26 protein-coding genes are annotated in these 25,525 nt (G+C 64.7%); 11 read left to right on the plus strand and 15 right to left on the minus strand.

What is annotated here, in order from left to right; all coding sequences use genetic code 11:
- Positions 1-668, minus strand: a 668-nt coding sequence (gene mutM / locus ACSLE4_RS14030) for a bifunctional DNA-formamidopyrimidine glycosylase/DNA-(apurinic or apyrimidinic site) lyase (protein ID WP_435905052.1), incomplete at its 3' end; no start/stop codon positions are given.
- An 86-nt stretch (positions 669-754) separates the two neighbouring features.
- Here mutM and ubiE point away from each other — a divergent pair.
- The 6 genes from ubiE (at position 755) to ACSLE4_RS14060 (ending at position 7,105) form a co-directional block, all read left to right on the plus strand.
- The gene (gene ubiE, locus ACSLE4_RS14035) at positions 755-1,519 is read left to right on the plus strand and encodes a bifunctional demethylmenaquinone methyltransferase/2-methoxy-6-polyprenyl-1,4-benzoquinol methylase UbiE (RefSeq protein WP_435905053.1); all 765 of its coding nucleotides are present in this window, start codon (positions 755-757) and stop codon (positions 1,517-1,519) included.
- Positions 1,520-1,534: 15 nt separating this feature from the next.
- Complete coding sequence (gene ubiB / locus ACSLE4_RS14040) at positions 1,535-3,112, plus strand: 2-polyprenylphenol 6-hydroxylase (protein WP_435905054.1); 1,578 nt, start codon at positions 1,535-1,537, stop codon at positions 3,110-3,112.
- Between the two features lie 134 nt (positions 3,113-3,246).
- Positions 3,247-4,467 carry a bifunctional phosphopantothenoylcysteine decarboxylase/phosphopantothenate--cysteine ligase CoaBC gene (coaBC, locus tag ACSLE4_RS14045; RefSeq protein WP_435905055.1) on the plus strand — a complete coding sequence of 407 codons (1,221 nt, stop codon included), beginning with the start codon at positions 3,247-3,249 and terminating at the stop codon, positions 4,465-4,467.
- Positions 4,464-4,913 (plus strand): dUTP diphosphatase, encoded by a 450-nt coding sequence (dut, locus tag ACSLE4_RS14050; protein WP_435905056.1) that lies wholly within the window; start codon positions 4,464-4,466, stop codon positions 4,911-4,913. The genes coaBC and dut overlap by 4 nt, the downstream gene beginning before the upstream one ends.
- A gap of 41 nt (positions 4,914-4,954) precedes the next feature.
- Positions 4,955-5,779, plus strand: coding sequence for a HesA/MoeB/ThiF family protein (locus tag ACSLE4_RS14055; RefSeq protein WP_435905057.1), 825 nt, complete (start codon positions 4,955-4,957; stop codon positions 5,777-5,779).
- 87 nt (positions 5,780-5,866) lie between these two features.
- Entirely contained in the window at positions 5,867-7,105 is a 1,239-nt protein-coding gene (locus tag ACSLE4_RS14060; protein WP_435905058.1) for an FAD-dependent oxidoreductase, read from the plus strand.
- Between the two features lie 10 nt (positions 7,106-7,115).
- On the opposite strand, the gene ACSLE4_RS14065 is transcribed toward ACSLE4_RS14060, so the two are convergent.
- Positions 7,116-8,108, minus strand: coding sequence for a 2-hydroxyacid dehydrogenase (locus ACSLE4_RS14065; RefSeq protein ID WP_435905059.1), 993 nt, complete (start codon positions 8,106-8,108; stop codon positions 7,116-7,118).
- A 219-nt stretch (positions 8,109-8,327) separates the two neighbouring features.
- On the opposite strand from ACSLE4_RS14065, the gene ACSLE4_RS14070 reads away from it, so the two are divergent.
- Positions 8,328-8,867, plus strand: a complete 540-nt coding sequence (locus ACSLE4_RS14070) for an SH3 domain-containing protein (protein ID WP_435905060.1) — start codon at positions 8,328-8,330, stop codon at positions 8,865-8,867.
- A 57-nt stretch (positions 8,868-8,924) separates the two neighbouring features.
- Here the strand turns inward: ACSLE4_RS14070 and irrA are convergent, their stop codons facing one another.
- Positions 8,925-9,371 (minus strand): iron response transcriptional regulator IrrA, encoded by a 447-nt coding sequence (gene irrA, locus ACSLE4_RS14075; RefSeq protein ID WP_435905061.1) that lies wholly within the window; start codon positions 9,369-9,371, stop codon positions 8,925-8,927.
- 245 nt (positions 9,372-9,616) lie between these two features.
- Here irrA and fabA point away from each other — a divergent pair, with 245 nt between their 5' ends.
- The 4 genes from fabA to ACSLE4_RS14095 all read left to right on the plus strand — a co-directional run bounded on the left by fabA (position 9,617) and on the right by ACSLE4_RS14095 (position 12,699).
- Complete coding sequence (gene fabA, locus ACSLE4_RS14080) at positions 9,617-10,165, plus strand: 3-hydroxyacyl-[acyl-carrier-protein] dehydratase FabA (RefSeq protein WP_435905062.1); 549 nt, start codon at positions 9,617-9,619, stop codon at positions 10,163-10,165.
- Between the two features lie 35 nt (positions 10,166-10,200).
- Positions 10,201-11,421, plus strand: coding sequence for a beta-ketoacyl-ACP synthase I (gene fabB, locus ACSLE4_RS14085; protein WP_435905063.1), 1,221 nt, complete (start codon positions 10,201-10,203; stop codon positions 11,419-11,421).
- A gap of 43 nt (positions 11,422-11,464) precedes the next feature.
- Complete coding sequence (gene fabI, locus ACSLE4_RS14090; RefSeq protein ID WP_435905064.1) at positions 11,465-12,349, plus strand: enoyl-ACP reductase FabI; 885 nt, start codon at positions 11,465-11,467, stop codon at positions 12,347-12,349.
- A gap of 137 nt (positions 12,350-12,486) precedes the next feature.
- The gene (locus ACSLE4_RS14095) at positions 12,487-12,699 is read left to right on the plus strand and encodes a hypothetical protein (protein ID WP_435905065.1); all 213 of its coding nucleotides are present in this window, start codon (positions 12,487-12,489) and stop codon (positions 12,697-12,699) included.
- Between the two features lie 74 nt (positions 12,700-12,773).
- Here the strand turns inward: ACSLE4_RS14095 and pnp are convergent, their stop codons facing one another.
- From pnp to ACSLE4_RS14155, 12 genes are all read right to left on the minus strand, one after another.
- Positions 12,774-14,894 (minus strand): polyribonucleotide nucleotidyltransferase, encoded by a 2,121-nt coding sequence (pnp, locus tag ACSLE4_RS14100; protein ID WP_435905066.1) that lies wholly within the window; start codon positions 14,892-14,894, stop codon positions 12,774-12,776.
- A gap of 114 nt (positions 14,895-15,008) precedes the next feature.
- Entirely contained in the window at positions 15,009-15,278 is a 270-nt protein-coding gene (gene rpsO, locus ACSLE4_RS14105; RefSeq protein WP_069622952.1) for a 30S ribosomal protein S15, read from the minus strand.
- Between the two features lie 154 nt (positions 15,279-15,432).
- Positions 15,433-16,353 carry a tRNA pseudouridine(55) synthase TruB gene (truB, locus tag ACSLE4_RS14110; protein ID WP_435905067.1) on the minus strand — a complete coding sequence of 307 codons (921 nt, stop codon included), beginning with the start codon at positions 16,351-16,353 and terminating at the stop codon, positions 15,433-15,435.
- Between the two features lie 24 nt (positions 16,354-16,377).
- Complete coding sequence (gene rbfA, locus ACSLE4_RS14115) at positions 16,378-16,770, minus strand: 30S ribosome-binding factor RbfA (RefSeq protein ID WP_435905068.1); 393 nt, start codon at positions 16,768-16,770, stop codon at positions 16,378-16,380.
- A 51-nt stretch (positions 16,771-16,821) separates the two neighbouring features.
- Entirely contained in the window at positions 16,822-19,323 is a 2,502-nt protein-coding gene (gene infB, locus ACSLE4_RS14120) for a translation initiation factor IF-2 (protein WP_435905069.1), read from the minus strand.
- On the minus strand, positions 19,320-19,991 hold the full coding sequence (locus ACSLE4_RS14125) for an RNA-binding protein (RefSeq protein ID WP_435905070.1): 672 nt from the start codon (positions 19,989-19,991) through the stop codon (positions 19,320-19,322). Before ACSLE4_RS14125 ends, infB begins: the two co-directional genes overlap by 4 nt.
- Positions 19,992-20,012: 21 nt before the next feature.
- On the minus strand, positions 20,013-21,695 hold the full coding sequence (gene nusA / locus ACSLE4_RS14130; RefSeq protein ID WP_435905071.1) for a transcription termination factor NusA: 1,683 nt from the start codon (positions 21,693-21,695) through the stop codon (positions 20,013-20,015).
- A 59-nt stretch (positions 21,696-21,754) separates the two neighbouring features.
- Positions 21,755-22,312 carry a ribosome maturation factor RimP gene (gene rimP, locus ACSLE4_RS14135; protein WP_435905072.1) on the minus strand — a complete coding sequence of 186 codons (558 nt, stop codon included), beginning with the start codon at positions 22,310-22,312 and terminating at the stop codon, positions 21,755-21,757.
- 175 nt (positions 22,313-22,487) lie between these two features.
- On the minus strand, positions 22,488-22,916 hold the full coding sequence (locus tag ACSLE4_RS14140) for a lysozyme inhibitor LprI family protein (protein ID WP_435905073.1): 429 nt from the start codon (positions 22,914-22,916) through the stop codon (positions 22,488-22,490).
- Between the two features lie 14 nt (positions 22,917-22,930).
- The gene (gene trmB / locus ACSLE4_RS14145; RefSeq protein ID WP_435905074.1) at positions 22,931-23,644 is read right to left on the minus strand and encodes a tRNA (guanine(46)-N(7))-methyltransferase TrmB; all 714 of its coding nucleotides are present in this window, start codon (positions 23,642-23,644) and stop codon (positions 22,931-22,933) included.
- 174 nt (positions 23,645-23,818) lie between these two features.
- The gene (gene metK / locus ACSLE4_RS14150; RefSeq protein WP_435905075.1) at positions 23,819-24,994 is read right to left on the minus strand and encodes a methionine adenosyltransferase; all 1,176 of its coding nucleotides are present in this window, start codon (positions 24,992-24,994) and stop codon (positions 23,819-23,821) included.
- 106 nt (positions 24,995-25,100) lie between these two features.
- Positions 25,101-25,517, minus strand: a complete 417-nt coding sequence (locus ACSLE4_RS14155) for a helix-turn-helix domain-containing protein (protein ID WP_435905076.1) — start codon at positions 25,515-25,517, stop codon at positions 25,101-25,103.
- Positions 25,518-25,525 lie beyond the last annotated feature (8 nt).

The raw sequence follows: 25,525 nt of genomic DNA on the forward strand, positions 1-25,525 counted from the left end.
TCGACGAGCGCTTCCGGCTTTTTTGTTGGCTTGCCGGATTTGGGGGTGAGCGTTCCGGCGAGCTTGAGTGGCGAGAGGCGCGCTCGATGGAGCGCCTCGCACGCATAAATATTCCCCAGACCCGCGATCAGCCGTTGATCGAGCAGACCGGCCTTGATCGAGGTGGCCTTGCCTTTGAGCTTGCCCGCGAGCCATTCGGAGGTGAAGTCTTCGCCGAGGGGCTCGACGCCAAGCCCTTTGAAGAGCGCGTGGCTGTCGAGGGTCGCGGCCGGCACCAGATCCATGATCCCGAAGCGGCGCACGTCGCTGTAACGGATCGCCGAGCCGTCCCCGAGATGGAAGACGATGTGCTCGTGCTTCGGCACAGGCTTTTGCGGATGTGCGAAACGACCCGGGGCCGCCGCCGTGCCGTTCGCCTTGTCAATGGCGAAGCGGCCGGTCATGCCGAGATGCATGACGAGCACCTCGCCGTCGTCGAGCCGGGCGAGCAGATATTTGGCCCGCCGGTCGAGCGCCTCCACTTTGCGGCCCTCAAGGCGCTCGCCGAAACGCTTGGGCAGCGGAAAGCGCAGATCGGGACGGCGCTGCTCCACGCGGGCAAAGGCGTTGCCCACGAGAACGGGTTCCAGCCCCCGGCGCACGGTCTCCACTTCAGGCAGTTCGGGCATGGCGTCCCAGCATAGTGCAGTGCAGAACAACTCTCATCGCACTGCAACAATAGCCTGAACTGGGGCCTTAGGCTATTGTCCGCTGCATGTCAGAGGACCTCAAAAACCGGGACGCCGAGACCAGCTTCGGCTTCGCCAGCGTGCCCGAGAGCGGCCGCCAAGGCCTTGTGAACGAGGTCTTTTCCAAGGTCGCCGGCCGCTACGACCTGATGAACGACCTGATGTCTGGCGGCCTGCACCGCCTGTGGAAGGCCGAGCTTATCAGCACGCTCGCGCCACCGAAGGGCGAAGCGCCGTTTGCGCTCATCGACGTGGCGGGCGGCACAGGCGACATCGCTTTTCGCTTTCTCGATGCGGTGGGGCCGGGCGGCAGCGCCGTGATCTGCGACATCTCCAAGGAGATGATCGAGGCCGGCAAGGCGCGCGCCAAAGAAAGAGGGCCGCTCACCTTCGTGCAAGGCAATGCCGAAGCCCTCCCGTTCGAGAGCAAGCGCTTCGACGCCTATACGATCGCCTTCGGCATCCGCAACGTCACCCATATCGACCAGGCGCTGGCGGAGGCCTTTCGCGTGCTGAAGCCCGGGGGCCGGTTCCTGTGCCTGGAGTTCTCGAGCGTGGAGATGCCGCTGCTCGACACGCTCTATGACGCCTATTCCTTCAACGCCATCCCTGCGCTCGGCGGCCTTGTCGCCGGTGACGCGGAGTCCTATCGCTATCTCGTGGAAAGCATAAGGCGCTTCCCCGATCAGGAACGCTTCGCCCAGATGATAAGAGATGCGGGCTTCGAGCGTGTGGGCTATCGAAACCTGACAGGTGGCATCGCGGCCATCCATTCGGGCTGGCGAATTTGATGAGGCAATAGAGACGTGAATGCCATCGCCAACATGGCGCGGCTGACAAAGGCGGGCGTGACCCTTGCCTGGAGCGGCGCGCGCGTCCTGCCTGCGGACACCAAGCTGTCGGGCCCGCTTGCCGTGTTCGGCCGGGTCACGGCGCCCTTGCGCAAGAACGCCGCCGCCTCGGGTAACCAGGCGCTGCTCTCCGAGGCGCTGACCTCGCTCGGGCCGTCCTACATCAAGCTCGGACAGTTTCTCGCCACCCGCGACGACATCATCGGGCGCGAACTCGCCCGCGACCTCTCGACCTTGCAAGACCGTTTGCCGCCATTCTCGCAAGATGACGCGGTGAAAGCCGTGGAGACGGAGCTCGAAGCGCCGATCGGCGAGATCTTCGCGGAGTTCGGGCCGCCGGTCGCGGCGGCGTCGATCGCGCAAGTGCACAAGGCCAAGGTGAAGACGCCGGACGGCACGCTGAAAGACGTGGCGGTGAAGGTGCTGCGGCCGGGCATCGAGCAGCGCTTCAAGAGGGACCTCGATTCCTATTTCTTCGCCGCGCGCATGATCGAGCGCTTCCATGCGCCGTCCCGGCGTCTGCGCCCCATCGCCGTGGTGGATACGCTGGCGAAATCCGTCGGCATCGAGATGGATCTGCGCATGGAAGCAGCCGCCATCTCCGAGATGGCCGAGAACAGCAAGGACGATGAAGGCTTCCGCGTGCCGAAGGTCGATTGGACGCGCAGTGCGCGCCGCGTGCTGACGCTCGACTGGATCGACGGCATTCCCATCGGCAATCACGACAGGCTGCGCGCGGCGGGGCACGACCTCAAAGCGCTCGGCACGCTCCTGGTGCAGACCTTCCTGCGCCACGCCATGCGCGACGGCTTTTTCCATGCCGACATGCATCAGGGCAATTTGTTCGTCGATGCGCAAAGCACCATCGTCGCCGTCGATTTCGGCATCATGGGCCGCTTGAACATGAAGGAACGGCGCTTCCTCGCCGAAATCCTCTACGGGTTCATCACCCGCGACTATGCGCGGGTCGCGGAGGTGCATTTCGAGGCGGGCTACGTGCCGCGCAAACATTCCGTCGCGCAATTCGCGCAAGCTCTGCGCGCCATCGGCGAGCCCATCATGGACCGGCCGGCGAGCGAGATCTCCATGGCGCAGCTCCTCGGCCAGCTCTTCCAGTACACCGAAGTGTTCGACATGCAGACCCGGCCCGAGCTGATCCTGCTGCAGAAGACGATGGTGGTGGTCGAGGGCGTGGGCCGCAGCCTCGATCCCGATCTCAATATCTGGGTGGTGGCCGAGCCCGTGGCCAAGGAGTGGCTGGAGAGTCAGCTGGGCGCCGGCGCTCGTTTGGAGCAGGCAGCCGAAAGCGCCGCCTCCGTGGGCCGGTTCGTGGGCGATCTGCCGCGGCTCCTGCTTCAGGCCGAGCGTACGGTGGACGCCTTCGGGGCCATGGTCGAGGACGGTTTGCACCTGGACGACCGGAGCGTGGAACGGCTGGCCGAGGCGCAAGCCCATAAGGACCGCTGGAGCCGGACCGGTATCTGGGTCGGCGCAGCGGCCCTCGTCGCCATCGCGCTCGCGCTTCTGTTTTGAGGGACACGCTAACCCTATTTATTGTCATTGCCCGGCTTGACCGGGCAATCCAGTAACCCCCGTCAAACCATTATTGCTAAGGTCGTGGCTACTGGGGTCCCGCTTTCGCGGGAACGACGCGGAGCAAGACGAAAGTGCAAGGTAAGCGCATTCTTCTGATCGTCGGGGGCGGTATCGCCGCCTATAAGGCGCTGGAGCTCGTCCGCCGCTTGGGTGAACGGGGTGCCTCCACGCGCGTGATCCTGACGAAAAGCGGCGCGGAATTCGTGACGCCGCTCTCCTTCTCCGTGCTCTCTGGTGACAAGACCTTCACCGATCTGTTCGATCTCAAGGACGAGGCGGAGATCGGCCATATCCGCCTGTCGCGCGAAGCCGATCTCGTCGTGGTGGCGCCGGCGACCGCCGACCTGCTCGCCAAGATGGCGACGGGCACGGCCTCCGATCTCGCCTCCACCGTGCTGCTCGCCACCGACAAGCGTGTGTTGGTGGCGCCCGCCATGAACGTGCGCATGTGGCAGCACCCGGCGACGCGCCGCAACGTCACGACGCTCCGCGCCGACGGCATTCACTTCGTGGGTCCCGACGAAGGTGAAATGGCGTGCGGCGAGTTCGGTCCCGGCCGCATGGCAGAGCCTGAAGCGATCGTGAGCGCCGTCGCGAGGCTTCTTTCCGAAAAGCAAAAGGGCCCGCTCACCGGCCGTCACGTGCTGATCACCTCGGGCCCGACCCACGAGCCGCTCGATCCCGTGCGCTATATCGCCAACCGCTCCTCAGGGAAGCAGGGCCATGCGCTGGCGCGCGCCGCGCTTGCTCTCGGGGCCCGCGTGACGCTGGTCTCGGGCCCGGTGAATTTGCCCGACATCGACGGCGTGAACACGGTCAAGGTCGAGACGGCGCAAGAGATGCTGGATGCGGTGCTCGACGCGCTTCCCGCCGACATTGCCGTTTGCGCCGCCGCGGTCGCCGATTGGCGCGCGAATGCCGAAGCCGCGCAGAAGCTCAAGAAAGAGCGCGGCGGCGATGTCTCGCTGAGCCTCGCGCAGAACCCGGACATCTTGGCGACCGTCGCCATACCGGGGCCGCAGCGGCCGGAGCTCGTCATCGGCTTCGCCGCCGAGACGGAGAATGTCGTGCACCATGCGCGCGCGAAGCGCCGCGCCAAGGCCGCCGACTGGATCGTCGCCAACGATGTGTCCGCCGGCACCGGCATCATGGGCGGCGACCGCACGCAAGTGCATCTCGTGACCGACGCGGGCGTCGAGGATTGGCCTGCCATGAGCAAGGACGAGATGGCGGCGCGCCTCCTGGCGCGGGCCGCCGAGTCGTTGTCCAGTGTGCGTTCGGCGGCCGAATGAGCGTCACGCTCCGGATCTTGGCCCTCCCCCATGGCGAGGGGCTGCCGCGTCCCGCCTATCAGTCAGCCCATGCCGCAGGCTTCGATCTGCTGGCTGCCATGCCCGAAGACGGCACGCTGATGCTTGATCCGAGCGACCGCGTGTTGGTGCCGACCGGGCTCGTCTTCGAACTGCCCCCAGGCTACGAGGCGCAGATACGCCCGCGCTCGGGGCTGGCGCTGAAGCACGGCGTCACCGTGCTGAACAGCCCCGGCACCATCGACGCGGACTATCGGGGCGAGGTGAAGGTGCTGCTCATCAATCTGGGCAGCGAGCGTTTCCTCATTCAACGTGGCGACCGCATCGCCCAAGCCGTCATCGCGCCGGTGACCCATGTGGAGATCGTCGCGGCGGACGCGCTGAGCGACACGACGCGCGGCGATGGCGGCTTCGGCTCCACCGGCTAGGTGCCCTGGCGGTGCCTGCCTGCAAGGCATAGATTGAGCCCATGCTCACCCAAGACGAAATTGCCCGCTACCGGCGCCATCTGGTGCTGAAGGAGATCGGCGGCGAAGGCCAGCAGCGCCTCAAAGCCGCGCGCGTGCTCGTGATCGGCGCAGGCGGCCTCGGCTCGCCGCTCACGTTGTATTTGGCCGCGGCAGGCATCGGCCAGATCGGTATCATCGACGACGACCGGGTGAGTCTCGACAACCTCCAGCGCCAGATCGTACACGATACCGGCTCCGTCGGACGGGCGAAGACGAAGAGCGCGGCCGCGACCATCGAACGTCTCAATCCCCATGTGGCGACGAAGCTCTACACCACACGCCTCGTCGCGGAGAACGCGCTCGATATCTTGCGCGGCTACGACATCGTTGCCGACGGCTCCGACAATTTCGCCACGCGCTATCTGGTCAACGACGCCAGCTATTTCGCAAAGGTGCCGCTGGTCGCCGCCGCGCTCGGCCCCTTCGACGGCCAGCTCACCACCTTCCGCGCCTTCGAGGCCGACGCCGAAGGCAACCCGCGCCCCAACTACCGCTGCCTGTTTCCGGAGCCCCCGCCGGAAGGCACCGTGCCGGCCTGCTCGGAAGCGGGCATTCTCGGCGCGGTGGCGGGCGTGCTCGGCTGCCTCCAGGCGGTGGAGGTGGTCAAGGAGCTGCTCGGCATCGGCGATGGGCTGGTTGGCCGGCTGCTCCTCTACGATGCACTCCAAGCCCGGTTTTCCACCGTGAACTATGCGTGGGACCCGGAGAACCCGCTGAACGGCAGAAATCCGCGCTTTCGCGACCTCAGCCACCACCGCGCGCGCGCGCCAGCCGCCGCGCAATAGAGTTTTTCAATCTTTTCAGCCGAGGGTTGCGGGCGAGGGATCCTTGCATTGCCCGGCCGCGCCCGGGCGTCACCATGAGGCTGCGCCATGGCCACAGAGACCATCACCGTGGAGTGCGCGATCGCCGGCGGCGGCCCCGCCGGGGTCATGCTTGGCTTTCTCTTGGCGCGGGCCGGTGTCGACGTGGTCGTGCTCGAGAAGCATGAGGACTTCTTCCGCGACTTCCGGGGCGACACCATTCATCCCTCGACCCTGGAGCTTATGTACGAGCTCGGCTTGATCGACGAATTCCTCGAACGGCCCCACCAGGAGGTGCGCGAGCTCGGCGTGCAGATCGGCGATGAGCTGGTGCAGGTCGCCGATTTCTCGCATCTGCCGACCCACTGCAAGTTCCTCGCTTTCATGCCGCAATGGCACTTCCTCAATTTCCTAGCCGAGGCGGGCAAGCGCTACCCGACCTTTCATTTGCGCATGCAGGCGGAGGTGGACGAACTCCTGAAGGACGGCGAACGGGTCGTGGGCCTGAAAGCGGCGACGCCGCAAGGCGATCTGGAAGTGCACGCCGATCTTGTTGTCGGCACCGATGGCCGTCATTCCACCGTTCGCAAGCTTGCCGGCTTCGAGGTGGAGGATCGCGGCGCGCCCATGGACGTGCTGTGGCTTCGCCTGTCCAGGCACGCGGACGATGGGTCCGACAGTCTCGGCCGCATCGAGCCGGGCCGCTTCTTCATCATGATCGATCGCGGCGACTATTGGCAGTGCGCCTTCGTTATCCCGAAAGGCGGCTTCAACGAGCTGCGCCGCAAAGGCATCGAAGCTTTCCGCTTGGCGATTGTTGCGCTGAATCCGGAGCTGTCCGACCGGGTGCGCGAGATTGCCTCCTGGGACGACGTGAAACTGCTCACCGTGGCGGTCGACCGCTTGAAACGCTGGTACGCGCCGGGGCTGCTGTGCATCGGCGATGCGGCCCATGCCATGTCGCCCATCGGCGGCGTCGGCATCAATCTCGCCGTTCAGGATGCGGTCGCAACCGCCAATATTCTCGCCGCGCCGCTGCGCGAGGGGAGGGTGACCGAAGAGGATTTGCGCAAGGTGCAGAAGCGGCGGCAATGGCCGACCGAGATGACCCAGGCGCTCCAGATCTTCATTCAGAACCGCGTCGTCTCCAACGTGCTCACTATGAAGTCACGGCCGAAGCCGCCTTTCGCGGTCAAGCTGCTGAACCGCTTCCCGGTGCTGCGCCGGTTGCCTGCGCGGCTTATCGGGTTGGGCTTCCGGCCCGAGCACGTGCAGACGCCCGAGGCGCCCATCCGTCCCGCATCGTAGCGGGCCCTTCTTAGAACATTGCGGGGTGGACGCGGTCCGGCGGCGCGTGACCGTCGAGGAAGGTCTTGATGTTGATGATGACCTTCTCGCCCATGTCGACGCGGCCTTCGAGCGTCGCCGAGCCCATATGGGGCAGCACGACCACTTTCTCGTTGCGCAAGAGCTTCGGGTTCACGGCAGGCTCGTGCTCGAACACGTCGAGACCGGCGCCGGCCAGCTCGTTGTTCTCGATCATGCGGGCCAGCGCATTTTCGTCGATCACCTCGCCGCGCGCTGTGTTGACGACGTAGGCGGTCGGCTTCAGCAGCGACAGCCGCCGCGCCGAGAGCAAGTGATAGGTTGCCGGCGTGTGCGGGCAATTGACGGAGATGATGTCCATGCGCGCCAGCATCTGATCGAGGCTGTCCCAATAGGTGGCCTCAAGCGCCTGCTCCACATCCGGTGGGACCCGCCGCCGGTTGTGATAGTGGATCTGAAGGCCGAACGCCTTGGCGCGCCGCGCCACCGCTTGACCGATGCGCCCCATGCCGACAATGCCGAGCCGCTTGCCGAAGATGCGGTGGCCGAGCATCCAGGTCGGCGACCAGCCCTGCCATTGGTCGCTGTCCCCGAGCAGGATGTTTGCGCCCTCGGTCAGGCGCCGCGGCACCGCCAAGATCAGCGCCATGGTCATGTCGGCCGTATCCTCGGTCAGCACGCCAGGCGTGTTGGTCACGATGATCGAGCGGTTCCGCGCCGTGTCGAGGTCGATATTGTCCACGCCCGTGCCGAACTGGGCGATCAATTTGAGGTCCGGCCCGGCCTGGCTCAGCACTGCCCGGTCGATGCGGTCGGTGACCGTGGGCACCAACACGTTGGCCGTCTTGACCGCCTCGATCAGATCGTCCCGCGAGAACGGCTTGTCGTCGAGATTGAGCCGCGCGTCGAATAGCTCCCGGAGTCTTGTCTCGACGACATCGGGAAGCTTACGCGTGACGATAACGAGCGGTCGTTCAGAAGCCATAATTTGTCCAGTCAGGAGGCTAGCGGCGGGGGATGTTCCCGGATTGCGTTGATTTGCGCGCTTTGTCTAACAGAAGGGGCTTTAAGAGATAAAGCGTCATATTGGCTTAGGGACTGCCGGGCCACGATCCGTTCACTTTTCTCGGCCATTTAGGAGCGGGCCGATTCGGCCGCCAAGGGGGAGAAACAAGTGCGCTTTCGCGGGGTTGTCGGCATTGGGATGGCTTTGGGACTGGCCTTCGCCCTGGCCTTGGGGCTGGCCTTCGTTGGCACTTCGGGCCAGGCTGGCGCGCAAGAGGGCGCTCAGCCGGCGGCTGTGAAAGGCCCGAGCTCCGGCTTGAACGTGCCGCGCTTCGTCAGCCTCAAGTCCGACAAGGTCAATGTGCGCCGGGGCCCCAGCAACGATCAGTCCATTGTCTGGGTTTTCGCGCGCGCCGGCCTACCCGTCGAGATCATCGCCGAGGCCGACAACTGGCGCCGGGTCCGCGACAGCGAGGGCGCCGATGGCTGGGTCTTCCATAGCCTGTTGAGCGGACGGCGCACCGTCCTCATCAGCCCCTGGTCCAAGGGCAAGGAGGCCGTGGCGTTGCACAGCGGCCGCTCCACCGGATCGCGCGCCGTGGCCCAACTTCAATCGGGCGTGCTCGGCAACGTAGTCACCTGCGACGGGAAATGGTGCGAACTCACCGTCGACAACTATTCCGGCTATGTGGAGCAGGACAAGTTGTGGGGCGTCTATCGCGGCGAGGAGATAGAGTAGCTGCGCACGTTCGCGTCTGCCAGGACACGCGTCTCAAATCTGGAAGATTAATGCGAGCTAGCCGCTTCTCTTGACGAGCCGCACCAGCACGTCGACGCGGGAAATGGCCATGCCTTCCGGCGCCTCGGGTAGACCCTCGATGCGAATCGCGTCCGTATCGATATCCAGTAGCCTGCCGGACCGCTCGCAGAAGAAGTGATAGTGGTTCGACGTGTTGGTGTCGAAATAGGTCTTGGCCCCTTCGACCGCCACTTCCCGCAAGAGTCCAGCCTCGGTGAACTGGTGCAGCGTGTTGTAGACGGTGGCAAGCGAAACCGGCACCTTGGAGGCCAGCGCCTCCTCATGCAGCCACTCGGCCGTGACATGCCGGTCGCCCTCGGCGAACAGCAGGCGCGCGAGTGCGACCCGCTGGCGCGTGGGCCGCAAGCCCGCGCCGCGCAACAGCTCGGCGACGTTTCCGGCCGCAGCCGCGACGGTATCGTCTGCGTGGGACAGCTTTTCCATGATCTCGCGACTATCCAAAACTTTGGTTCCTGGAATATAGGCGTAAGCACGCTTTATCGCAACGCCGTGCTCTGGCTGACTTTTTGCCGCGTTAACCCGGATGCCTGGGGCTCGCCGGGCCCAAAGAAGGCCCAAGGCCCGAGGCCGATTGCCGGCCGCCGGGTGCCCGTGCGCGGGCTTTTGATGGGCCGTGGCATGTGTTAGGTAACCAGCCCAACGACAGACCGAAGCGAATGAAGGACTTCATGAGAGTGCAGAAATCCACGGCGGAACGGCAGGCCAGTTTCGACTACGAGGCTTTGCTCGCCTGCGCCCGGGGCGAGTTATTCGGCCCCGGCAATGCCCAGCTTCCCTTGCCGCCCATGCTCATGTTCGACCGCATCTCCAGCGTTCTGGAGGAAGGCGGCGAGCACGGGAATGGCCGTATCGTGGCGGAGCTGGACGTGAAGCCCGACCTCTGGTTCTTCGCCAGCCACTTCAAGGGCGATCCCGTCATGCCGGGTTGCCTTGGCCTCGACGCCTTGTGGCAGATGCTGGGCTTTTTCCTCGGCTGGATGGGCGCCCCCGGCAAGGGCCGCGCGCTCGGTGTCGGCGAGGTGAAATTCTCCGGCATGGTGCTGCCGACCATGCAGAAGCTCGAATATATTGTTGATCTCAAGCGCGTGATTCGCCGCAAATTCACCTTGGGTACCGGCGATGGTTGGCTCAAGGCCGACGGCGAGACGATCTACACGGCCAAGGATCTGAAGGTCGGCCTGTTCCAGGCGGGCGAAGCCGCTCCCGCCGGTAGTTGATCTGTTGCGGCGCAAGCATCAAGGACGTTAAGCGAATGAAACGCGTGGTCGTGACCGGCATGGGCATCGTGTCCTCCATCGGCAATAGTGCCCAGGAGGTGCTCGCCTCCCTGCGCGAAGCCAAGTCCGGCATCGTCAAGGCGGACGACTATGCGGAGCTCGGGTTCCGCTGCCAGGTCCATGGTGCGCCCAAGCTCGATTGGGAGGAGATGATCGACCGGAAGGTCCGCCGCTTCATGGGCGCCGGCGCCGGTTGGAACTACATCGCCATGGAGCAGGCGATCCGCGACGCCGGGCTCGAGGAAAAGGACGTCTCCAACGAGCGCACCGGGCTCGTCATGGGCTCGGGCGGACCCTCCACCCGCGCTATCGTGAAGGCCGCCGACACCACCCGCGAGAAGGGCCCCAAGAAGGTCGGCCCCTTCGAGGTGCCGAAGTCGATGTCCTCGACCAACTCGGCGACCCTGTCCACGCCCTATCATATCAAAGGCGTGAGCTATTCCATCTCGTCGGCCTGTTCGACCAGTGCCCACTGCATCGGCAATGCCAGCGAGCTGATCCAGCTCGGCAAGCAGGATATTGTGTTCGCCGGCGGCGGCGAGGAGCTCGACTGGACCCTGTCGGTCCTGTTCGACGCCATGAACGCCATGTCATCCGACTTCAACGACCAGCCGGAGAAATCGAGCCGCGCCTACGACACCGCCCGCGACGGCTTTGTCATTGCCGGCGGCGCGGGCGTCCTGGTGCTCGAGGAGTTGGAGCACGCCAAGGCGCGAGGCGCGCATATCTATGCGGAGCTCGTCGGCTACGGCGCCACGTCCGACGGTTTCGACATGGTGTTGCCCTCGGGCGAGGGCGCGGTGCGCTGCATGCGCATGGCGATGCAGAACCTGAACGGCGGTAAGATCGATTACATCAACCCGCACGCCACTTCGACGCCACAGGGCGACTTGCTCGAAATCGAGGCGATCCGCGAGGTGTTCGGCGAGGATTGCCCGTCTATCAGCGCGACCAAGTCGTTGAGCGGTCATTCGTTGGGCGCCGCGGGCGTGCACGAGGCGATCTACTCGCTCCTGATGATGAACAACGGCTTCATCTGCGAGTCCGCCAATATCGAGGATATGGACCCGGAAGTGGCGGACATGCCTATTGTGCGCAAGCGCAAGGATGGCGTCGCCATTAATACCGTAATGTCGAACAGTTTTGGCTTTGGCGGCACCAACGCCACACTCGTGTTCCGCCGTTTGGATAGCTGAGGGGCGGGAGCCTGCGAAATTAACCCCAAGCAGAGTATGTATCATGGCAACAACGAAAGACATTGCTGAACCCGGACCGCTGATGGCAGGGAAGCGGGGGTTGGTGATGGGTGTCGCCAACGACCGCTCCATCGCCTGGGGCATCGCCCGCGTCCTGCACGGACAGGGTGCGGAACTGGCCTTCAGTTACCAAGGCGGCGCCTTCGGCCGCCGCGCCGTGCCGTTGGCCGAATCCATCGGCGCCAAGATCATCGAAGAGGTGGACGTCGAGGATCTAGACAGCGTCGACCGCATGCTGGGCGTGGTCCGCAAAGAGTGGGGCTCCCTCGATTTCGTTGTGCATGCGCTCGCCTTTTCCGACCGCACCGAGCTGAAGGGCCGCTACTGCGACACCACGCGGAAGAATTTCGAGCACACGATGGTGATCTCCTGCTTCTCGTTCACGGAGATCTGCAAGCGCGCTTCCGACATGATGAGCGAGGGAGGTTCGCTGCTGACGCTGACCTATGGCGGTTCGACCCGCGTCGTACCCTGTTACAACGTTATGGGGGTAGCCAAGGCCGCGCTCGAGGCCAGCGTGAAATATCTCGCCTCCGATCTCGGCCCGCAAGGCGTTCGGGTGAACGCGCTTTCCGCCGGGCCCATGCGGACGCTCGCCGGCGCCGGCATCTCCGATGCGCGCACTCTGTTCCACTATCAGCAGCGGCACGCGCCCATGCGCCGTTCGCCGACCCTCGATGAAGTCGGCGGCGCCGCGCTCTATCTCCTGTCGGACCTGTCGGGCGCCGTCACCGGCGAGGTGCATTTCGTGGATTGCGGCTACTCGACCACGTTTATGCCCGATCTGAACGCCCTCAAGGCGATGGAACGTGCCGAGGAACTCGAGAACGCCGTGGAGAAGGTGGCCCCGCGCGAGGCGGCGCAATAGCGGGTAACGCTGTGGCCGGCCTCCATATTGACAGGGCGGGACACGGCCACGATTTTGCCGCGATAGCTATTGAGATGAATGGCCGACGCGCGCGCCACGCGCGCAAGCGAGGCCGCCCCAAGGAGGACTAAGGACTAATGTTCGAGATCATTGTCATGGTGTGCCTTGCAGCCACGGGAGAGCAATGCACGGAGTTCAAGCTCCCGGATAAGGAATATCGCGACGCGGTGACCTGTATCCGAGATAGCCACGCGGAGGGCGCTGCCTGGCAAAGTCAGAACACCAAGTACATCCTCGTCGGCACGCGTTGCGCGAAAGACGCCAAGGCTGCCGTAGCGCCCAACAGCTAGCCGGAAGCCCCAAAGAAAAACGGGGCGCCGAAGCGCCCCGCTCATCGTCTCATCGTTGAAGTGCTGGCCGCTGCCTAGCTGGCCTCCGCCTTCTCGATCTCTTTGCCGGTCTTCTGGTCGACGACCTTCATCGACAAGCGCACCTTGCCGCGCTCGTCGAAGCCAAGCAGCTTGACCCAGACCTGATCGCCTTCCTTGACGACGTCCGTGACCGCATTCGCGCGCCCCTCGGCAAGCTGCGAGATGTGTACCAGGCCGTCCTTGGGGCCGAAGAAGTTCACGAACGCGCCGAACTCCATCACCTTCACGACTTTGCCCTCGTAGATCTCGCCGACCTCAGGCTCTGCGGCAATGCCCTTGATGCGGGCGATGGCCGCGCGTATCGACTCCGCGTTGGACGAAGCGATCTTCACCGTGCCGTCGTCCGAAATGTCGATCTTGGCGCCGGATTCGGCCACGATCTCGCGGATCACCGAGCCGCCCGAGCCGATCACTTCGCGGATCTTGTCGGTCGGAATGTGGATCGTCTCGATGCGCGGCGCATACTCGCCGAGCTCCGGACGCGCCGCATTGAGCGCCTTGTCCATCTCGCCGAGGATATGCAGGCGACCGTCCTTCGCCTGGTCGAGCGCGATCTGCATGATCTCCTCGGTGATGCCGGTGATCTTGATGTCCATCTGCAGAGATGTGACGCCCTCCGACGTACCGGCCACCTTGAAATCCATGTCGCCGAGATGGTCCTCATCGCCCAGGATGTCGGACAGGACGGCAAACTTTTCGCCTTCCTTGATGAGGCCCATGGCGATGCCCGCAACCGGGCGCTTCAGCGGCACGCCCGCGTCCATCATGGCGAGCGAGGAGCCGCACACCGTGGCCATGGACGAGGAACCGTTCGACTCGGTGACCTCAGACACGATGCGGATGGTGTAGGGAAACTGCTCGCGGTCGGGCAGGACCGGGTGGATAGCCCGCCAGGCGAGCTTGCCGTGACCGATCTCGCGGCGTCCCGGAGTGCCCATGCGACCCGCTTCACCGACCGAGTAGGGCGGGAAGTTGTAGTGCAGCATGAAGCTTTCTTTGTAGGTGCCCGCAAGCGCATCGACGTACTGCTCGTCCTCGCCGGTGCCGAGCGTGGTGACGGCGAGCGCCTGTGTCTCGCCGCGGGTGAACAGCGCGCTGCCATGCGTGCGCGGCAGGATGCCGACTTCGCACGAGATCGGCCGCACCGTCACGAGGTCGCGGCCGTCAATGCGCTTCTTGGTGTCCAAGATGCTGCCGCGGACAATGTCCTTCTCGGCTTCCTTGAACGCGCCCGAAATCTTGCCGGCGATCGTGCCGTCGTCGTCCTCGGGGACGAGCTCGGTGACCACCGTCTCCTTCACCTGGGAGATGCCGTCGCGGCGCTCCTGCTTGGAGACGATGGAATAGGCTTCCCGCAAGCCGTTCTCGGCGAGGCCGCGCACCTTGGTGACCATCTCCGCGTTGTCGACGGGCTTGAGTTCCCAGGGCTCCTTGGCGGCGCGCTCGGCGAGCTTGACGATGGCGTCGAGTACCGGCTGGAAATGCTCATGGCCGTACATCACGGCGCCAAGCATGATGTCTTCGGGAAGCTCCTTGGCCTCCGATTCCACCATGAGCACGGCGTCGGCGGTACCGGCCACGACCAAGTCGAGCGTCGTCTCGGGCATCTCGTCCACCATCGGGTTCAGCACGTATTTGCCGTCGATATAACCGACGCGCGCCGCGCCGATCGGACCGAGGAACGGGACGCCGGAAATCGTCAGCGCCGCGGAGGCGGCAACCATGGCGACGATATCGGGATCGTTCTCCATGTCGTGCGACAGCACGGTGAGAATGACTTGAGTCTCGTTCTTGAAGCCCTTGGCGAACAGCGGACGAATAGGCCGGTCGATCAGGCGTGAGGTGAGGGTCTCCTTCTCGGTCGGGCGTCCCTCGCGCTTGAAATAGCCGCCGGGAATCTTGCCCGCGGCGAAGGTCTTCTCCTGGTAGTTCACGGTCAGAGGGAAGAAGTCGATCCCGGTTCTTTCCTCCTTGGCCGAGACGACGGTGGCGAGAACGCTGGTCTCGCCATAGGTGACCAGTACGGCGCCGTCGGCTTGTCGGGCAATGCGCCCGGTTTCGAATTTGAGTGGGCGTCGGGCCCATTCGATTTCTACAGTGTGTTTATTGAACATGTGCGTGTCCCAATGAGCGGGGAAAGATAAGGCCGTCCCTGTCGCCCGGTGGCGGAAGGACTGGCCCGTTCATATGCGTGGAAGCTCAACCGCCGCGTCTGCACGGCGAAATTGCTACCGGCGAATACCGAGCCGGTTGATGAGCTTCTGGTATCGGTCCTGATCTGACGCCTTGACGTAGTCGAGCAGACGCCGCCGCTGGCTGACCATTTTCAGCAGCCCACGACGCGAATGGTTATCCTTGCCGTGCGTTTTGAAATGCTCGGTAAGATTGGTGATCCGTTCTGTCAGGATCGCGACCTGAACTTCCGGAGATCCGGTATCGTCGGATTTGGTCGCGTACTCTTTGATAAGCTCTTGCTTGCGCTCAGCGCTAATCGACATCGGGATATCCTTATATTTGAGGGTTTGACAGGGCCGAGCCGGGATGTCGTCCAGCACGGTCGTTCGGAATGCGCGAAAAAGCCCGAAAAGCGGGGCCCGCGCGACCGCTGCACTATAGGGATTATCGCCCCCGAGACCAGCGGAATTTGGGCCGTCAGCCCGGCAGGTTAAAGATCCGCCGAGGCCTGAATTCGCCTTGGGAAACCTCCCCCAGAGCCACCAGCGCCCCATTGGAAACCGCGTAGACGGGGCCGGTGATAATCGGGGCGTCACGGCCCCGGAGCAGCACCGCCTGACCCTGGCGGAGCCTGGCCGCGTCGGAACTGCTCAAGTTGAGGGCCGGCAGGTCCTGAAGCGCCGTTTCCACCGGCTGAAGGAGGGCAAGCGCCGCTTCCCGGCTCTCGCCGGCGGCCGCCTCCACCTCCTCGAGGGTAACGGCCTCCGCCTCGCCGAAGGCGCCGACCCGGGTGCGGCGTAGCGCCGAGACATGGCCCAGACAGCCGAGTGCCCGGCCGAGATCGCGCGCCAGCGCCCGGACATAGGTGCCCTTGCCGCATTCGGCCTCCAGCACGCAATGGTCGGGGTCGGGCAGGTCCACGAGCGTGAGCCGGTGGACCGTCACGGTCCGCGGGGCGAGCTCGAACTCCTCCTCGTCACGGGCGAGATCGTAGGCCCGCGCGCCGTCCACCTTGAGGGCCGAGTAGCGCGGGGGGACCTGGGAAATGGCGCCGGTGAACTGGGGCAGCGCCGCCTCGATCTCCTCGCGGGAAGGCCGCAGGTCGGAGGTCTCGGTCACCTTGCCTTCCGTGTCTTCCGTGTCGGTCTCCGCACCGAAGCGCACGGTAAAGCGATAAGCCTTGGCGCCTTCGACGGCAAAAGGCACCGTCTTGGTCGCCTCACCGAAGGCAATCGGCAGGATGCCGGTGGCCAGCGGATCGAGCGTGCCGGCATGTCCCGCCTTGGTGGCGTCGTAGAGCCAGCGCACGCGCCCCACTGCCTTGGTCGAGGTCAGGCCTTCCGGCTTGTCGAGGATCAGCCAGCCGCTGACCGCTTGGCCCTTGCGCCGCCGCGCCATGCCGCTTGCCCCCTCAGAGTCCCGCTATTCGTCGAGGTCGCGGGCGACCTCGGGCGAGGCGAGCAGTTCGTCGATACGCGCGGAGGCCTCGAAAGACGAATCCACCTTGAAGCGGAGCTCCGGCATGAATTTGAGGCTGATACGTTTCGCCACCTCGCCGCGCAGGAAACGCTTGTGCTTTTCCAGATGCGCCACCACCTCGGCCGCCTCGCCACCGCCGAGCGGCATCACGAAGCAGGTGGCAAGCTTGAGGTCGGGCGTCATGCGGACCTCGGGCACGGTCAGCGAATGCCGGCTCAGCACTTCATCGATGACGTCGCCGCGGGTGAGAATCTCGGCAAGCGCATGGCGGATCAGTTCGCCCACTTTCAGTTGACGTTGGCTCGGGGTTTTAGGGCCCTTGTCTCGCGCGGTCATGAATGGCTTCTCTCGAAAGCGCCGAAAAACGGCTGGCGCAATGCGCCACGCCTACAACGTGCGCTGGACGTGCTCGACCTCGAAGCACTCGATGACGTCGCCCGGGCGCATGTCCTGATAGCCCTCGAAGGCCATGCCGCATTCCTGGCCCGACACCACCTCCTTCACTTCGTCCTTGAAGCGCTTGAGGGTGGAGAGCTTGCCTTCGTGCACCACGACGTTGTCGCGGATCAGCCGGACCTGGGCCCCGCGCTCGACCTTGCCCTCGGTCACGCGGCAGCCGGCCACCTTGCCGACCTTGGAGATGTTGAACACTTCCAGGATTTCGGCGTTGCCGAGGAAGGTCTCGCGCACGGAGGGGGAAAGCAGGCCGGACATGGCCTGTTTGATGTCGTCGACCAGATCGTAAATAACCGAGTATTGGCGAATTTCGACGCCGTCGCGCTCTGCGGCCTCGCGGGCCTGCGCATTGGCGCGCACGTTGAAGGCGAGCAGCGCGGCGCCCGACGTCAACGCCAGCGACACGTCAGACTCGGTGATGCCGCCGACGCCCGCGTGCACGATGCGGGCCTTGACCTCGTCGGTGCCGAGAGCGGCGAGAGCCGCGCAAATGGCCTCGACCGAGCCCTGCACGTCGCCCTTGATCACGAGCGTGAATTCCTGGACGCCGGTTTCCTTCAACTGGCTCATCATCTGCTCGAGGCTGCCGCGCTGGCCGGCCACGGCCAGCCGCTTGCGGCGCTCGCGCATACGATAGTCGGTGATCTCGCGGGCGCGCGCCTCGCTCTCGACCACGGCGAACTGATCGCCGGCCTCAGGCGCTGAATCGAAGCCGAGGACCTCGACCGGCACCGAAGGGCCGGCCTCCTTGACCTGATCGCCGAGATCGTCGATCAGCGCGCGCACACGTCCCCACGCGGAACCGGCAACGACAATATCGCCGAGGTGCAGCGTGCCGCGCTGAACGAGCGCCGTGCCGACCGGGCCTCTGCCCCGCTCGAGCTTGGCCTCGACGATGACGCCGTCGGCGTCGCGCTCCGGATTTGCCCTGAGTTCCAGCACCTCGGCCTGCAGCGCGATCGCCTCGAGCAGCTTGTCGAGATTGGTCTTCTTGAGGGCCGATACTTCGATTTCCAGCGTGTCGCCGCCCAGGCTCTCCACCACGATCTCGTGACTGAGCAGTTCGGTACGCACGCGCTTGGGGTCGGCGCCTTGCTTGTCGATCTTGTTGATGGCGACGATCAGCGGCACCTCGGCAGCTTTGGCGTGATTGATCGCCTCGATGGTCTGCGGCTTCACGCCGTCGTCCGCCGCCACCACCAGGATGACGATGTCCGTGACTTTGGCGCCGCGGGCGCGCATGGCGGTGAACGCCTCGTGGCCGGGCGTGTCGATAAAGGTGACCTTCTGGCCCGAGGGCACCTCGACCTGATAGGCGCCGATATGCTGTGTGATGCCACCCGCCTCCTGGCTCACGACATTGGCTTGGCGGATAGCGTCGAGCAGCGAGGTCTTGCCGTGGTCCACATGGCCCATGATGGTGACGATGGGCGCGCGCGGCTGCAAATCTTCCGCGTTGTCCTCGGCCCCAATAAAGCCCTCTTCGACGTCCGCTTCCGACACCCGGCGTACCGTATGGCCGAACTCCTCGGCGATGAGCTGCGCCGTGTCCGAGTCGATCACATCGGTGATCTTGTGCATTTCGCCGTCCTTCATCAGGTACTTGATGACGTCGACGCCGCGCGCGGCCATGCGGTTGGCCAGCTCCTGAATAGTGATGACCTCGGGAATCACCACCTCACGCGCGATCTTCTGCGTGGTTTGCGGTCCCGTGCCTTGCTTCTTCTGACGCTCGCGGTGGCGCCTCAGCGAGGCAAGGCTCCGCTGGCGCTGCTCCTCGTCGAGCGCGTTGGTAATCGTCAGGCGGCCACGAACCCGCCGATCGTCGCCGCGCCTTGGGGCTGCGGGGCTCTTCTTGTGACGGGCGTCCGGCGTGCGCGACGGCTGCTCTTCGGCCTCTTGCTTCAGATGCTTGCTGCGCGCGGGCTCCTCGGCCTTGGGCTGGGCCGTCTCCTCGGCGGACTTTTTCTCGTCGTCCTTGCGCTTGCGCTCCTCGGCCTCTTCGGCTTCTTCGGCCTCTTTGGCGCGCTGCTCGGCGAGAATGGCCTCCTGGGCCGCGGTCTCCTTGGCGCGCTCTTTCTCCTCGGCTTGCCGCACCTTTGAATCGGCGAGCGCCTTGGCGCGAGCGTCCTTCTCCTCCTCGGAGAGTTGCTTGAGCACCACGCCGGAACGGCGCTGCTTCTCTTCAGCGGCGGGCTTGGCGGGTCTCGCCTCGGCGGCGGGCGCCGCGACCTTCGGCTTGGCCTCCTCGGCGGGCTGTGCAGCCGCACCGCTTGAGCCGACCGACCGGCGCTTCTTCTTCTCGACCAGAACGGACTTTGAGCGCCCATGGCTAAAGCTCTGGCGCACATGGCCGGACTCCACGGTCCGGCGCACGTTGAGCGTCATCTTGCGCCCGCGAGTTTTGCCTTCAGTCTCGTTCGTTTCACTCATTCTTGGTCCGTATCCAATCCGTATTTGTCCGCGAATGCGGAAATTCCCTGGCAATAGCGCGCGGCGCGCGCGGCTGCCGCCAGAAACTTTCGAGCCGCTCCACCCTGGATTAGGGCAGCATGTATCACATTTGCCCGGCCCGATGCCAAACCCAATTCATCTGCGGTAAAGGCGCAGATAGAAGGGAGACCGCGCCCTTGCGTGGCCGCGCGGGCCTTGCCGTCCAGTTTCCGGCAACCATCTTCGGCCGCGTCCGAGGCGTGGATCAGGGCGATCACGCGGCCTTTGCTCAAGGCTTCCTCGACCTTGGAATGGCCGAAAACCACTTCCCCCGCCTTGTTGGCGAGGCTCAGTGCCCTGAGGGCCGCCTCGGCGAGGAGGTCTCCCACACGGTCCGGCAGCGCCTCCTGGGCCTTGGCTTCGGCCTTGAATGCCCGGCCGAAAGCCTTGCGTTTGACCGCCTCGGCGATGGTTTCGTGGGCGGCGGTCAACCAGACGCCGCGGCCGGGAAGCTTCTCTTTCAGGTCGGGGACGACCACGCCGTCCGGCCCGAGCACAAAGCGGATGAGGTCGTCCCTAGAGCGGTGGGCGCGCGTGACGGCGCAGCGGCGCTGCGTTTCCGCTGCCCGCTCCCGCGTCTCGTTTCGCTCTGCCGCTTCCAGCCGCAACCGCTCTGTCTCCTAATCGCCTCATGACGCAGGCGCGTCATCGGCCGCGGGCACCTCGCCCGCTTGCGCTTCCGTACCGGCCTCGGCATCCGCCTCGGCCTCGCCGTCCGTTTCGCCTTCCGCCACTTCTTCCTGGGCGACCAGGTCGGCCGCGTCGATCCAGCCGGCCTTCACCCGCGCGGCAAGGATCAGGTCCTCGCATTGCGGCCGGGTCACGCCAAAGCCGTCGAGGAAGCCCTCGTGGCGGATGGTCTCTTTCTCCTGCCGCTCGCTCCAGCCGGCGAGATCGTCGGTGGCGCAATCGGCCAAATCTTCGACGGTCTTCACGCCATTCTCGCCGAGCGCGACCAGCATCGCCGTAGTGAGCCCCGGAACCTCCAACAGCTCATCGGCCACGCCGAGCCCTTTGCGCTTCGCGTCGAGCTCAGTTTCGAGCTTATCGAGATGTTCGCGGGCGCGGGCCTGAATCTCGTCGGCGGTGTCCTCGTCGAAGCCTTCGATCGAGGAAATCTCATCCGGCTCGACAAAGGCCACTTCCTCCACCGAGGAGAACCCTTCCGAGGCCAGCAACTGGGCGATGACCTCGTCCACGTCGAGTGCCGCCATGAACTTGGCCGAGCGCTCGGCGAACTCCGCTTGGCGGCGCTCCGACTCCGACGCTTCCGTCATGATGTCGATGTCCCAGCCGGTGAGCTGGGAAGCCAGCCGCACGTTCTGGCCCTTGCGGCCGATGGCCAGAGACAGCTGCTGGTCGGGCACGACCACCTCGATGCGCTCGGCTTCCTCGTCGAGCACGACCTTGACAACTTCGGCAGGCGCGAGGCCGTTGACGATGAAGGTGGCGGCGTCCGGCGACCACTGGATGATGTCGATCTTCTCGCCTTGAAGTTCGTTCACCACGGCCTGCACGCGGCTGCCGCGCATGCCGACGCACGCGCCTACGGGATCGATCGAGGCGTCGCGCGAGACCACGGCGATTTTGGCGCGGCTGCCGGGATCGCGCGCAACCGACTTGATGGTGACGATGCCCTCATAGACTTCCGGAACTTCCTGAGCGAACAGCTTGGCCATGAATTCGGGATGCGTGCGCGACAGGAAAATTTGCGGACCGCGCTGCTCGCGCCGCACGTCGTAGACATAAGCGCGGATGCGGTCGCCATAGCGGAAGTTCTCGCGCGGCAGGGTCTCGTCGCGGCGCACGATGGCCTCGGCCCGGCCGAGATCGACGATCACGTTGCCGTATTCGACGCGCTTGACGATGCCGTTGACGATCTCGCCGACGCGATCCTTATACTCGTCGAACTGGCGCTCACGCTCGGCTTCACGCACTTTCTGCACGATGACCTGTTTTGCGTTCTGCGCCGCGACGCGCCCAAAATCGAGCGGCGGAAGCGGCTCGGCGATGAAGTCGCCCTCTTGCGCCGCCGGGTTCTTGCGGCGGGCCTCGGCGAGCGAAATCTGCGTCGCTTCCATGGTCACGTCCTCGACCACTTCCAAAAGCCGCGCCAGCGAGATCTCTCCGGTCTTGGGATCAACCTCGGCCTTGATCTCGTTCTCGCTGCCATAGCGGGACTTCGCCGCCTTCTGGATGGCGTCCTCCATGGCGGTGATCACCACCTCGCGGTCGATCGACTTCTCGCGCGCGACCGCATCGGCGATCTGCAGGAGCTCCAGTCTGTTGGCGCTCACGCCTGCCTGGGACATTCTTTAGCCTCCAACTCAAGTTGCGTTCGTTCGCGGGAGCATCGCTCCCCGAGCAAAATTCAATGCACGGGCTTGCCGCCCGAAAGATCCGTCCTGAAGCCGTCGAGATCGACGACGAGCTTCGCCTCGCCGATGAGCGAGAAGGGAAGGCCGATAATCACGGGCTCGGCCTTGCCATCCAGCTCAATCTTCAAATGCACTTCCTCGCCGGCCACGTCCTCGATCGTGCCCTTGAAGCGCTTACGACCGTCCACCGGCTCCTTCAGCTCTATCTTGGCCTCGTGACCCGCCCATAACGCGAAATCGCTCGGGCGGACCAAAGGCCGGTCGATTCCGGGCGAGGAGACCTCCAAGTTGTACGCCGCGGGCATCGGATCGTAGGCGTCGAGCACCGGCGAAAGTCCCCGGCTGATCGTGGCGCAATCGTGCACCGACATCTCACCGTTCGGCCGTTCGGCCATGATTTGCACCGTGCCGCCGTCCCGGCCCGAAATCTTCACCCGCACCAAGCGAAACCCGAGCTCTTCGATCACCGGCTCGGCGAGCTCGGCGACCGTCCGCTCCTGGTCCGTTTCCCGGACGAAACGGCGCTCTTTAGGTGTCGCAGTGCTCGGCATTGACGGCGAGGCTCGAAGGCCCCAGCGAGAAGGTGTGGGCCCTAATAAAAAGGAGCGGGCCGCGGCCCACTCCTGATCAAATCAACCATGAGTTTCGAGCGCTAATATACGTGCTTTCTCCAGGGTTTCAAGCGGCCTTGGACTCAAGAAAACGCCTGTATTCCAACGATGGTTTCTAATCGATGGGGATCACGTGCTTGGTGATGCGGGCGAAGTCTTGCGCCCGTTCCAGGCTCAGCGCGCACAGGCATGCCGAATAGTTGCCGCCGATCGAGGTGGCGCCGAAGGCAAGCTGGTCCTCGAAGGTGCAGTTGGCGTCGCGATAGGCGATCCATTTCTTTTGCGCGCCGACCAGTGACTGGAGCTGAATGTCCGGCCGCTGGCCCATCTCCTTTGCGAACCGCCGGATGGCGGCCTTCAGCGCCGCGTAAGCCTGGTTGAGCTTCGCGTCGGCGGCATCCGCCGCACGCGCCAAGCAAGCCTTGTATTCCGGGTTCGATGTGGTCCGCGCCTCACAAGCCGTATAGCAGGCCGCGGAGATTTCGGCCGCCGACGCCGTGGCCGGCAGGAGGAGGATCGTAAAAGCCAGGGCGCATGCGCGCATGGGAGGCTCCTTTTCTAACGTCTCCGCCAGCTGAGATAGACAGGCTTGCGGCCCTCGCTCAAGGCCTTCCTCTCATAGCGGGTCTCCGGCCAGTCCTCTGGCCGCAAGCGCCAATCCGATGGCTTGCGGGCCAGCCAATCGAAAGCCCCGTTCAGGTTGACGGCGCGCAGCGCGTGCCCGGCGTAGTCTACGTCGTCGCTGGCGAAACGCAGTTCGCCACCTCGCGCCAAGACACGGGCGAGGGCGTCCACGAGCGCAGGCGAGACCAGCCGTCGCTTCGCCTGCCGCTTCTTGGGCCATGGATCCGGAAACAAGATGAAGGCGCGGGCGATTCCAATATTTGGAAGCCAGGGGAGCACCTCCCGCGCGTCGCCATCATGGAGGCGGACGGTTTTCAGGCCCCGATCCTCGATGGCGCCGAGCAGGCTGGCCACGCCATTGATAAAGGGCTCACAGCCGATGAAGCCGATGTCCGGGTTCTGCGCCGTTTGCCACAGCAGATGCTCACCCGAGCCGAAGCCGATCTCGAGCCACACCTCCCGCACGGGCACGGAAAACAGCGTGCATGGATCCTCCGGGGCCGCGTCGCCAAGCCCGAGGCGGAGCGCCGGCAGCAACTCGGCGACGAGCCGGTCCTTGCGCGGGCTCAAGCGCTTGCCCTTGCGCCGCCCATAGGATCTGAGCGGTGAAGGCCCGGCCGGCGGTGATACGTCGCGTTTTTCCGTCATGCTTGGCCTTGCCTGCCTTCGCCGAAGCGAAGCCTTACCTAACATGCGCATCGGTACTAGTGGGCGCTGCGGCTTCGCGCGGGCAGGTGCCGGGCATCGGCGGCTTTTGCCAGCCCCAACGCAAAATGGCCGGGGCGACGCCCGGCCATCAGCGATCAAACCTGATTGAATTGGCTAGCTGAGCTCGCCGCGGATCGGCTCGACCAGGTCGAGGCGCTCCCAGGAGAAGCCGCCGTCGTTCACCGGCTGCCGGCCGAAATGGCCGTAAGCGGCGGTGCGCTCGTAGATGGGACGGCTGAGCCCCAAATGCTCGCGAATGCCGCGCGGGCTTAAATCCATCACCTTGCGCAGCACGTTTTCGAGCTTGTCCTCGGGGACGGTCCCGGTGCCGTGCAAGTCCGCATAGAGCGAAAGCGGCTGCGATACGCCGATCGCGTAGGCGACCTGCAGCGTGCATTTATCGGCAAGACCGGCCGCCACCACGTTCTTGGCGAGGTAGCGCGCGGCATAGGCCGCCGAGCGGTCCACCTTGGTCGGGTCCTTTCCGGAGAAGGCGCCGCCGCCATGAGGCGCCGCGCCGCCATAAGTGTCGACGATGATCTTGCGGCCGGTGAGGCCCGCGTCGCCGTCGGGACCGCCAATCACGAAGCGGCCGGTCGGATTCACATAGATCTTCGTGCCGCCGTTGACCCAGCCCTCGGGCATGACCTCGTCGACGAAGCCGCGCACGATCTCGGCGATGCGCTCCTGGCTTGCGTCCTCGGAATGCTGTGTGGAGACCACGACGGAGTCGGCGCGCACCGGCTTGCCGTCTTCGTAGATCAGCGTCACCTGGCTCTTGGCGTCGGGGCCGAGTTCCGGCGTGCGGCCAGCGTGCCGGCCTTTCGCCATCTCGTGCAGAATACGGTGGGAATAATGGATCGGCGCCGGCATGAGCGGCTCAGTCTCGCGGCAGGCGAAGCCGAACATGATGCCCTGGTCGCCCGCGCCTTCGTCCTTGTCGCTCTCGGTGTCGGCGTCAACGCCCATGGCGATATCGGCCGACTGCTCGTGCAGGTAGTTTTCGAACGTGGCGGTTTTCCAGTGAAAGCCGTCCTGCTCGTAGCCGATCTCGCGCACCGCGCCCCGCGCGGCGTCTTCGATGGCATCGGAGGTGACGCTCTCGGGGCCGCGCACTTCACCGGCAAGCACGATGCGGTTGGTGGTGACGAGCGTCTCACACGCCACGCGGGACAGGGGGTCGGCGGCCAGATAGAGGTCCACGACGGCATCGGAGATGCGGTCGCACACCTTGTCGGGATGGCCTTCCGACACCGATTCACTGGTAAAGAGGTAATTTCCTCGGGACATGCTCTCCCCTTTTTAGAAAACGAGTTGGGCTGGGCGGCCGAAACGGACGGCCCGGTTCTTACAATCGTGGAGCCGGAGGTCAAGTCCCGGCAATTTTGCGAGGGAACTAGTTGGTTCCGCTGCCGACGCTCAGAGCGCGGACCAGATCGACGACGCTCTTGCGGACCTTGGGGTCGCTGATCTTGACGAATGCGCGGTTCAGTTCAAGCCCTTCGCGGCTGTTCAGGAATTCCAGAATGAAGGCCTCGGAGTCGGGCTCCGCCATGCCAGGAGCCTTGCTCCCGTCGCCCACATAAGGGGCCTCTTCGAAAAAGAACTGCACCGGCACGTCGAGGATCTTGGAGATCTGAAACAACCTGCTGGCGCCGATGCGATTGACGCCTTTTTCGTATTTCTGCACTTGCTGAAAAGTCAGTCCCATGCTGTCGCCAAGGCGTTCTTGGCTCATGCCGAGCAGCATCCGCCGCAAGCGCACTCGGCTCCCGACATGCGTGTCAACGGGGTTAGGCTTCTTACCTGCCATTGGCGAAA

The organism is Methyloceanibacter sp., from assembly GCF_051306395.1.
Lineage (GTDB): Bacteria > Pseudomonadota > Alphaproteobacteria > Rhizobiales > Methyloligellaceae > Methyloceanibacter.

Coding starts and splice junctions, on each gene's coding strand:
- ubiE (WP_435905053.1), top strand. CDS start 755: ATGTCAGAGGACCTCAAAAACCGGGACGCCGAGACCAGCTTCGGCTTC.
- dut (WP_435905056.1), top strand. CDS start 4,464: ATGAGCGTCACGCTCCGGATCTTGGCCCTCCCCCATGGCGAGGGGCTG.
- ACSLE4_RS14055 (WP_435905057.1), top strand. CDS start 4,955: ATGCTCACCCAAGACGAAATTGCCCGCTACCGGCGCCATCTGGTGCTG.
- ACSLE4_RS14060 (WP_435905058.1), top strand. CDS start 5,867: ATGGCCACAGAGACCATCACCGTGGAGTGCGCGATCGCCGGCGGCGGC.
- ACSLE4_RS14065 (WP_435905059.1), bottom strand. CDS start 8,108: ATGGCTTCTGAACGACCGCTCGTTATCGTCACGCGTAAGCTTCCCGAT.
- ACSLE4_RS14070 (WP_435905060.1), top strand. CDS start 8,328: ATGGCTTTGGGACTGGCCTTCGCCCTGGCCTTGGGGCTGGCCTTCGTT.
- irrA (WP_435905061.1), bottom strand. CDS start 9,371: ATGGAAAAGCTGTCCCACGCAGACGATACCGTCGCGGCTGCGGCCGGA.
- fabA (WP_435905062.1), top strand. CDS start 9,617: ATGAGAGTGCAGAAATCCACGGCGGAACGGCAGGCCAGTTTCGACTAC.
- fabB (WP_435905063.1), top strand. CDS start 10,201: ATGAAACGCGTGGTCGTGACCGGCATGGGCATCGTGTCCTCCATCGGC.
- fabI (WP_435905064.1), top strand. CDS start 11,465: ATGGCAACAACGAAAGACATTGCTGAACCCGGACCGCTGATGGCAGGG.
- ACSLE4_RS14095 (WP_435905065.1), top strand. CDS start 12,487: ATGTTCGAGATCATTGTCATGGTGTGCCTTGCAGCCACGGGAGAGCAA.
- pnp (WP_435905066.1), bottom strand. CDS start 14,894: ATGTTCAATAAACACACTGTAGAAATCGAATGGGCCCGACGCCCACTC.
- rpsO (WP_069622952.1), bottom strand. CDS start 15,278: ATGTCGATTAGCGCTGAGCGCAAGCAAGAGCTTATCAAAGAGTACGCG.
- truB (WP_435905067.1), bottom strand. CDS start 16,353: ATGGCGCGGCGGCGCAAGGGCCAAGCGGTCAGCGGCTGGCTGATCCTC.
- rbfA (WP_435905068.1), bottom strand. CDS start 16,770: ATGACCGCGCGAGACAAGGGCCCTAAAACCCCGAGCCAACGTCAACTG.
- infB (WP_435905069.1), bottom strand. CDS start 19,323: ATGAGTGAAACGAACGAGACTGAAGGCAAAACTCGCGGGCGCAAGATG.
- nusA (WP_435905071.1), bottom strand. CDS start 21,695: ATGTCCCAGGCAGGCGTGAGCGCCAACAGACTGGAGCTCCTGCAGATC.
- rimP (WP_435905072.1), bottom strand. CDS start 22,312: ATGCCGAGCACTGCGACACCTAAAGAGCGCCGTTTCGTCCGGGAAACG.
- ACSLE4_RS14140 (WP_435905073.1), bottom strand. CDS start 22,916: ATGCGCGCATGCGCCCTGGCTTTTACGATCCTCCTCCTGCCGGCCACG.
- trmB (WP_435905074.1), bottom strand. CDS start 23,644: ATGACGGAAAAACGCGACGTATCACCGCCGGCCGGGCCTTCACCGCTC.
- metK (WP_435905075.1), bottom strand. CDS start 24,994: ATGTCCCGAGGAAATTACCTCTTTACCAGTGAATCGGTGTCGGAAGGC.
- ACSLE4_RS14155 (WP_435905076.1), bottom strand. CDS start 25,517: ATGGCAGGTAAGAAGCCTAACCCCGTTGACACGCATGTCGGGAGCCGA.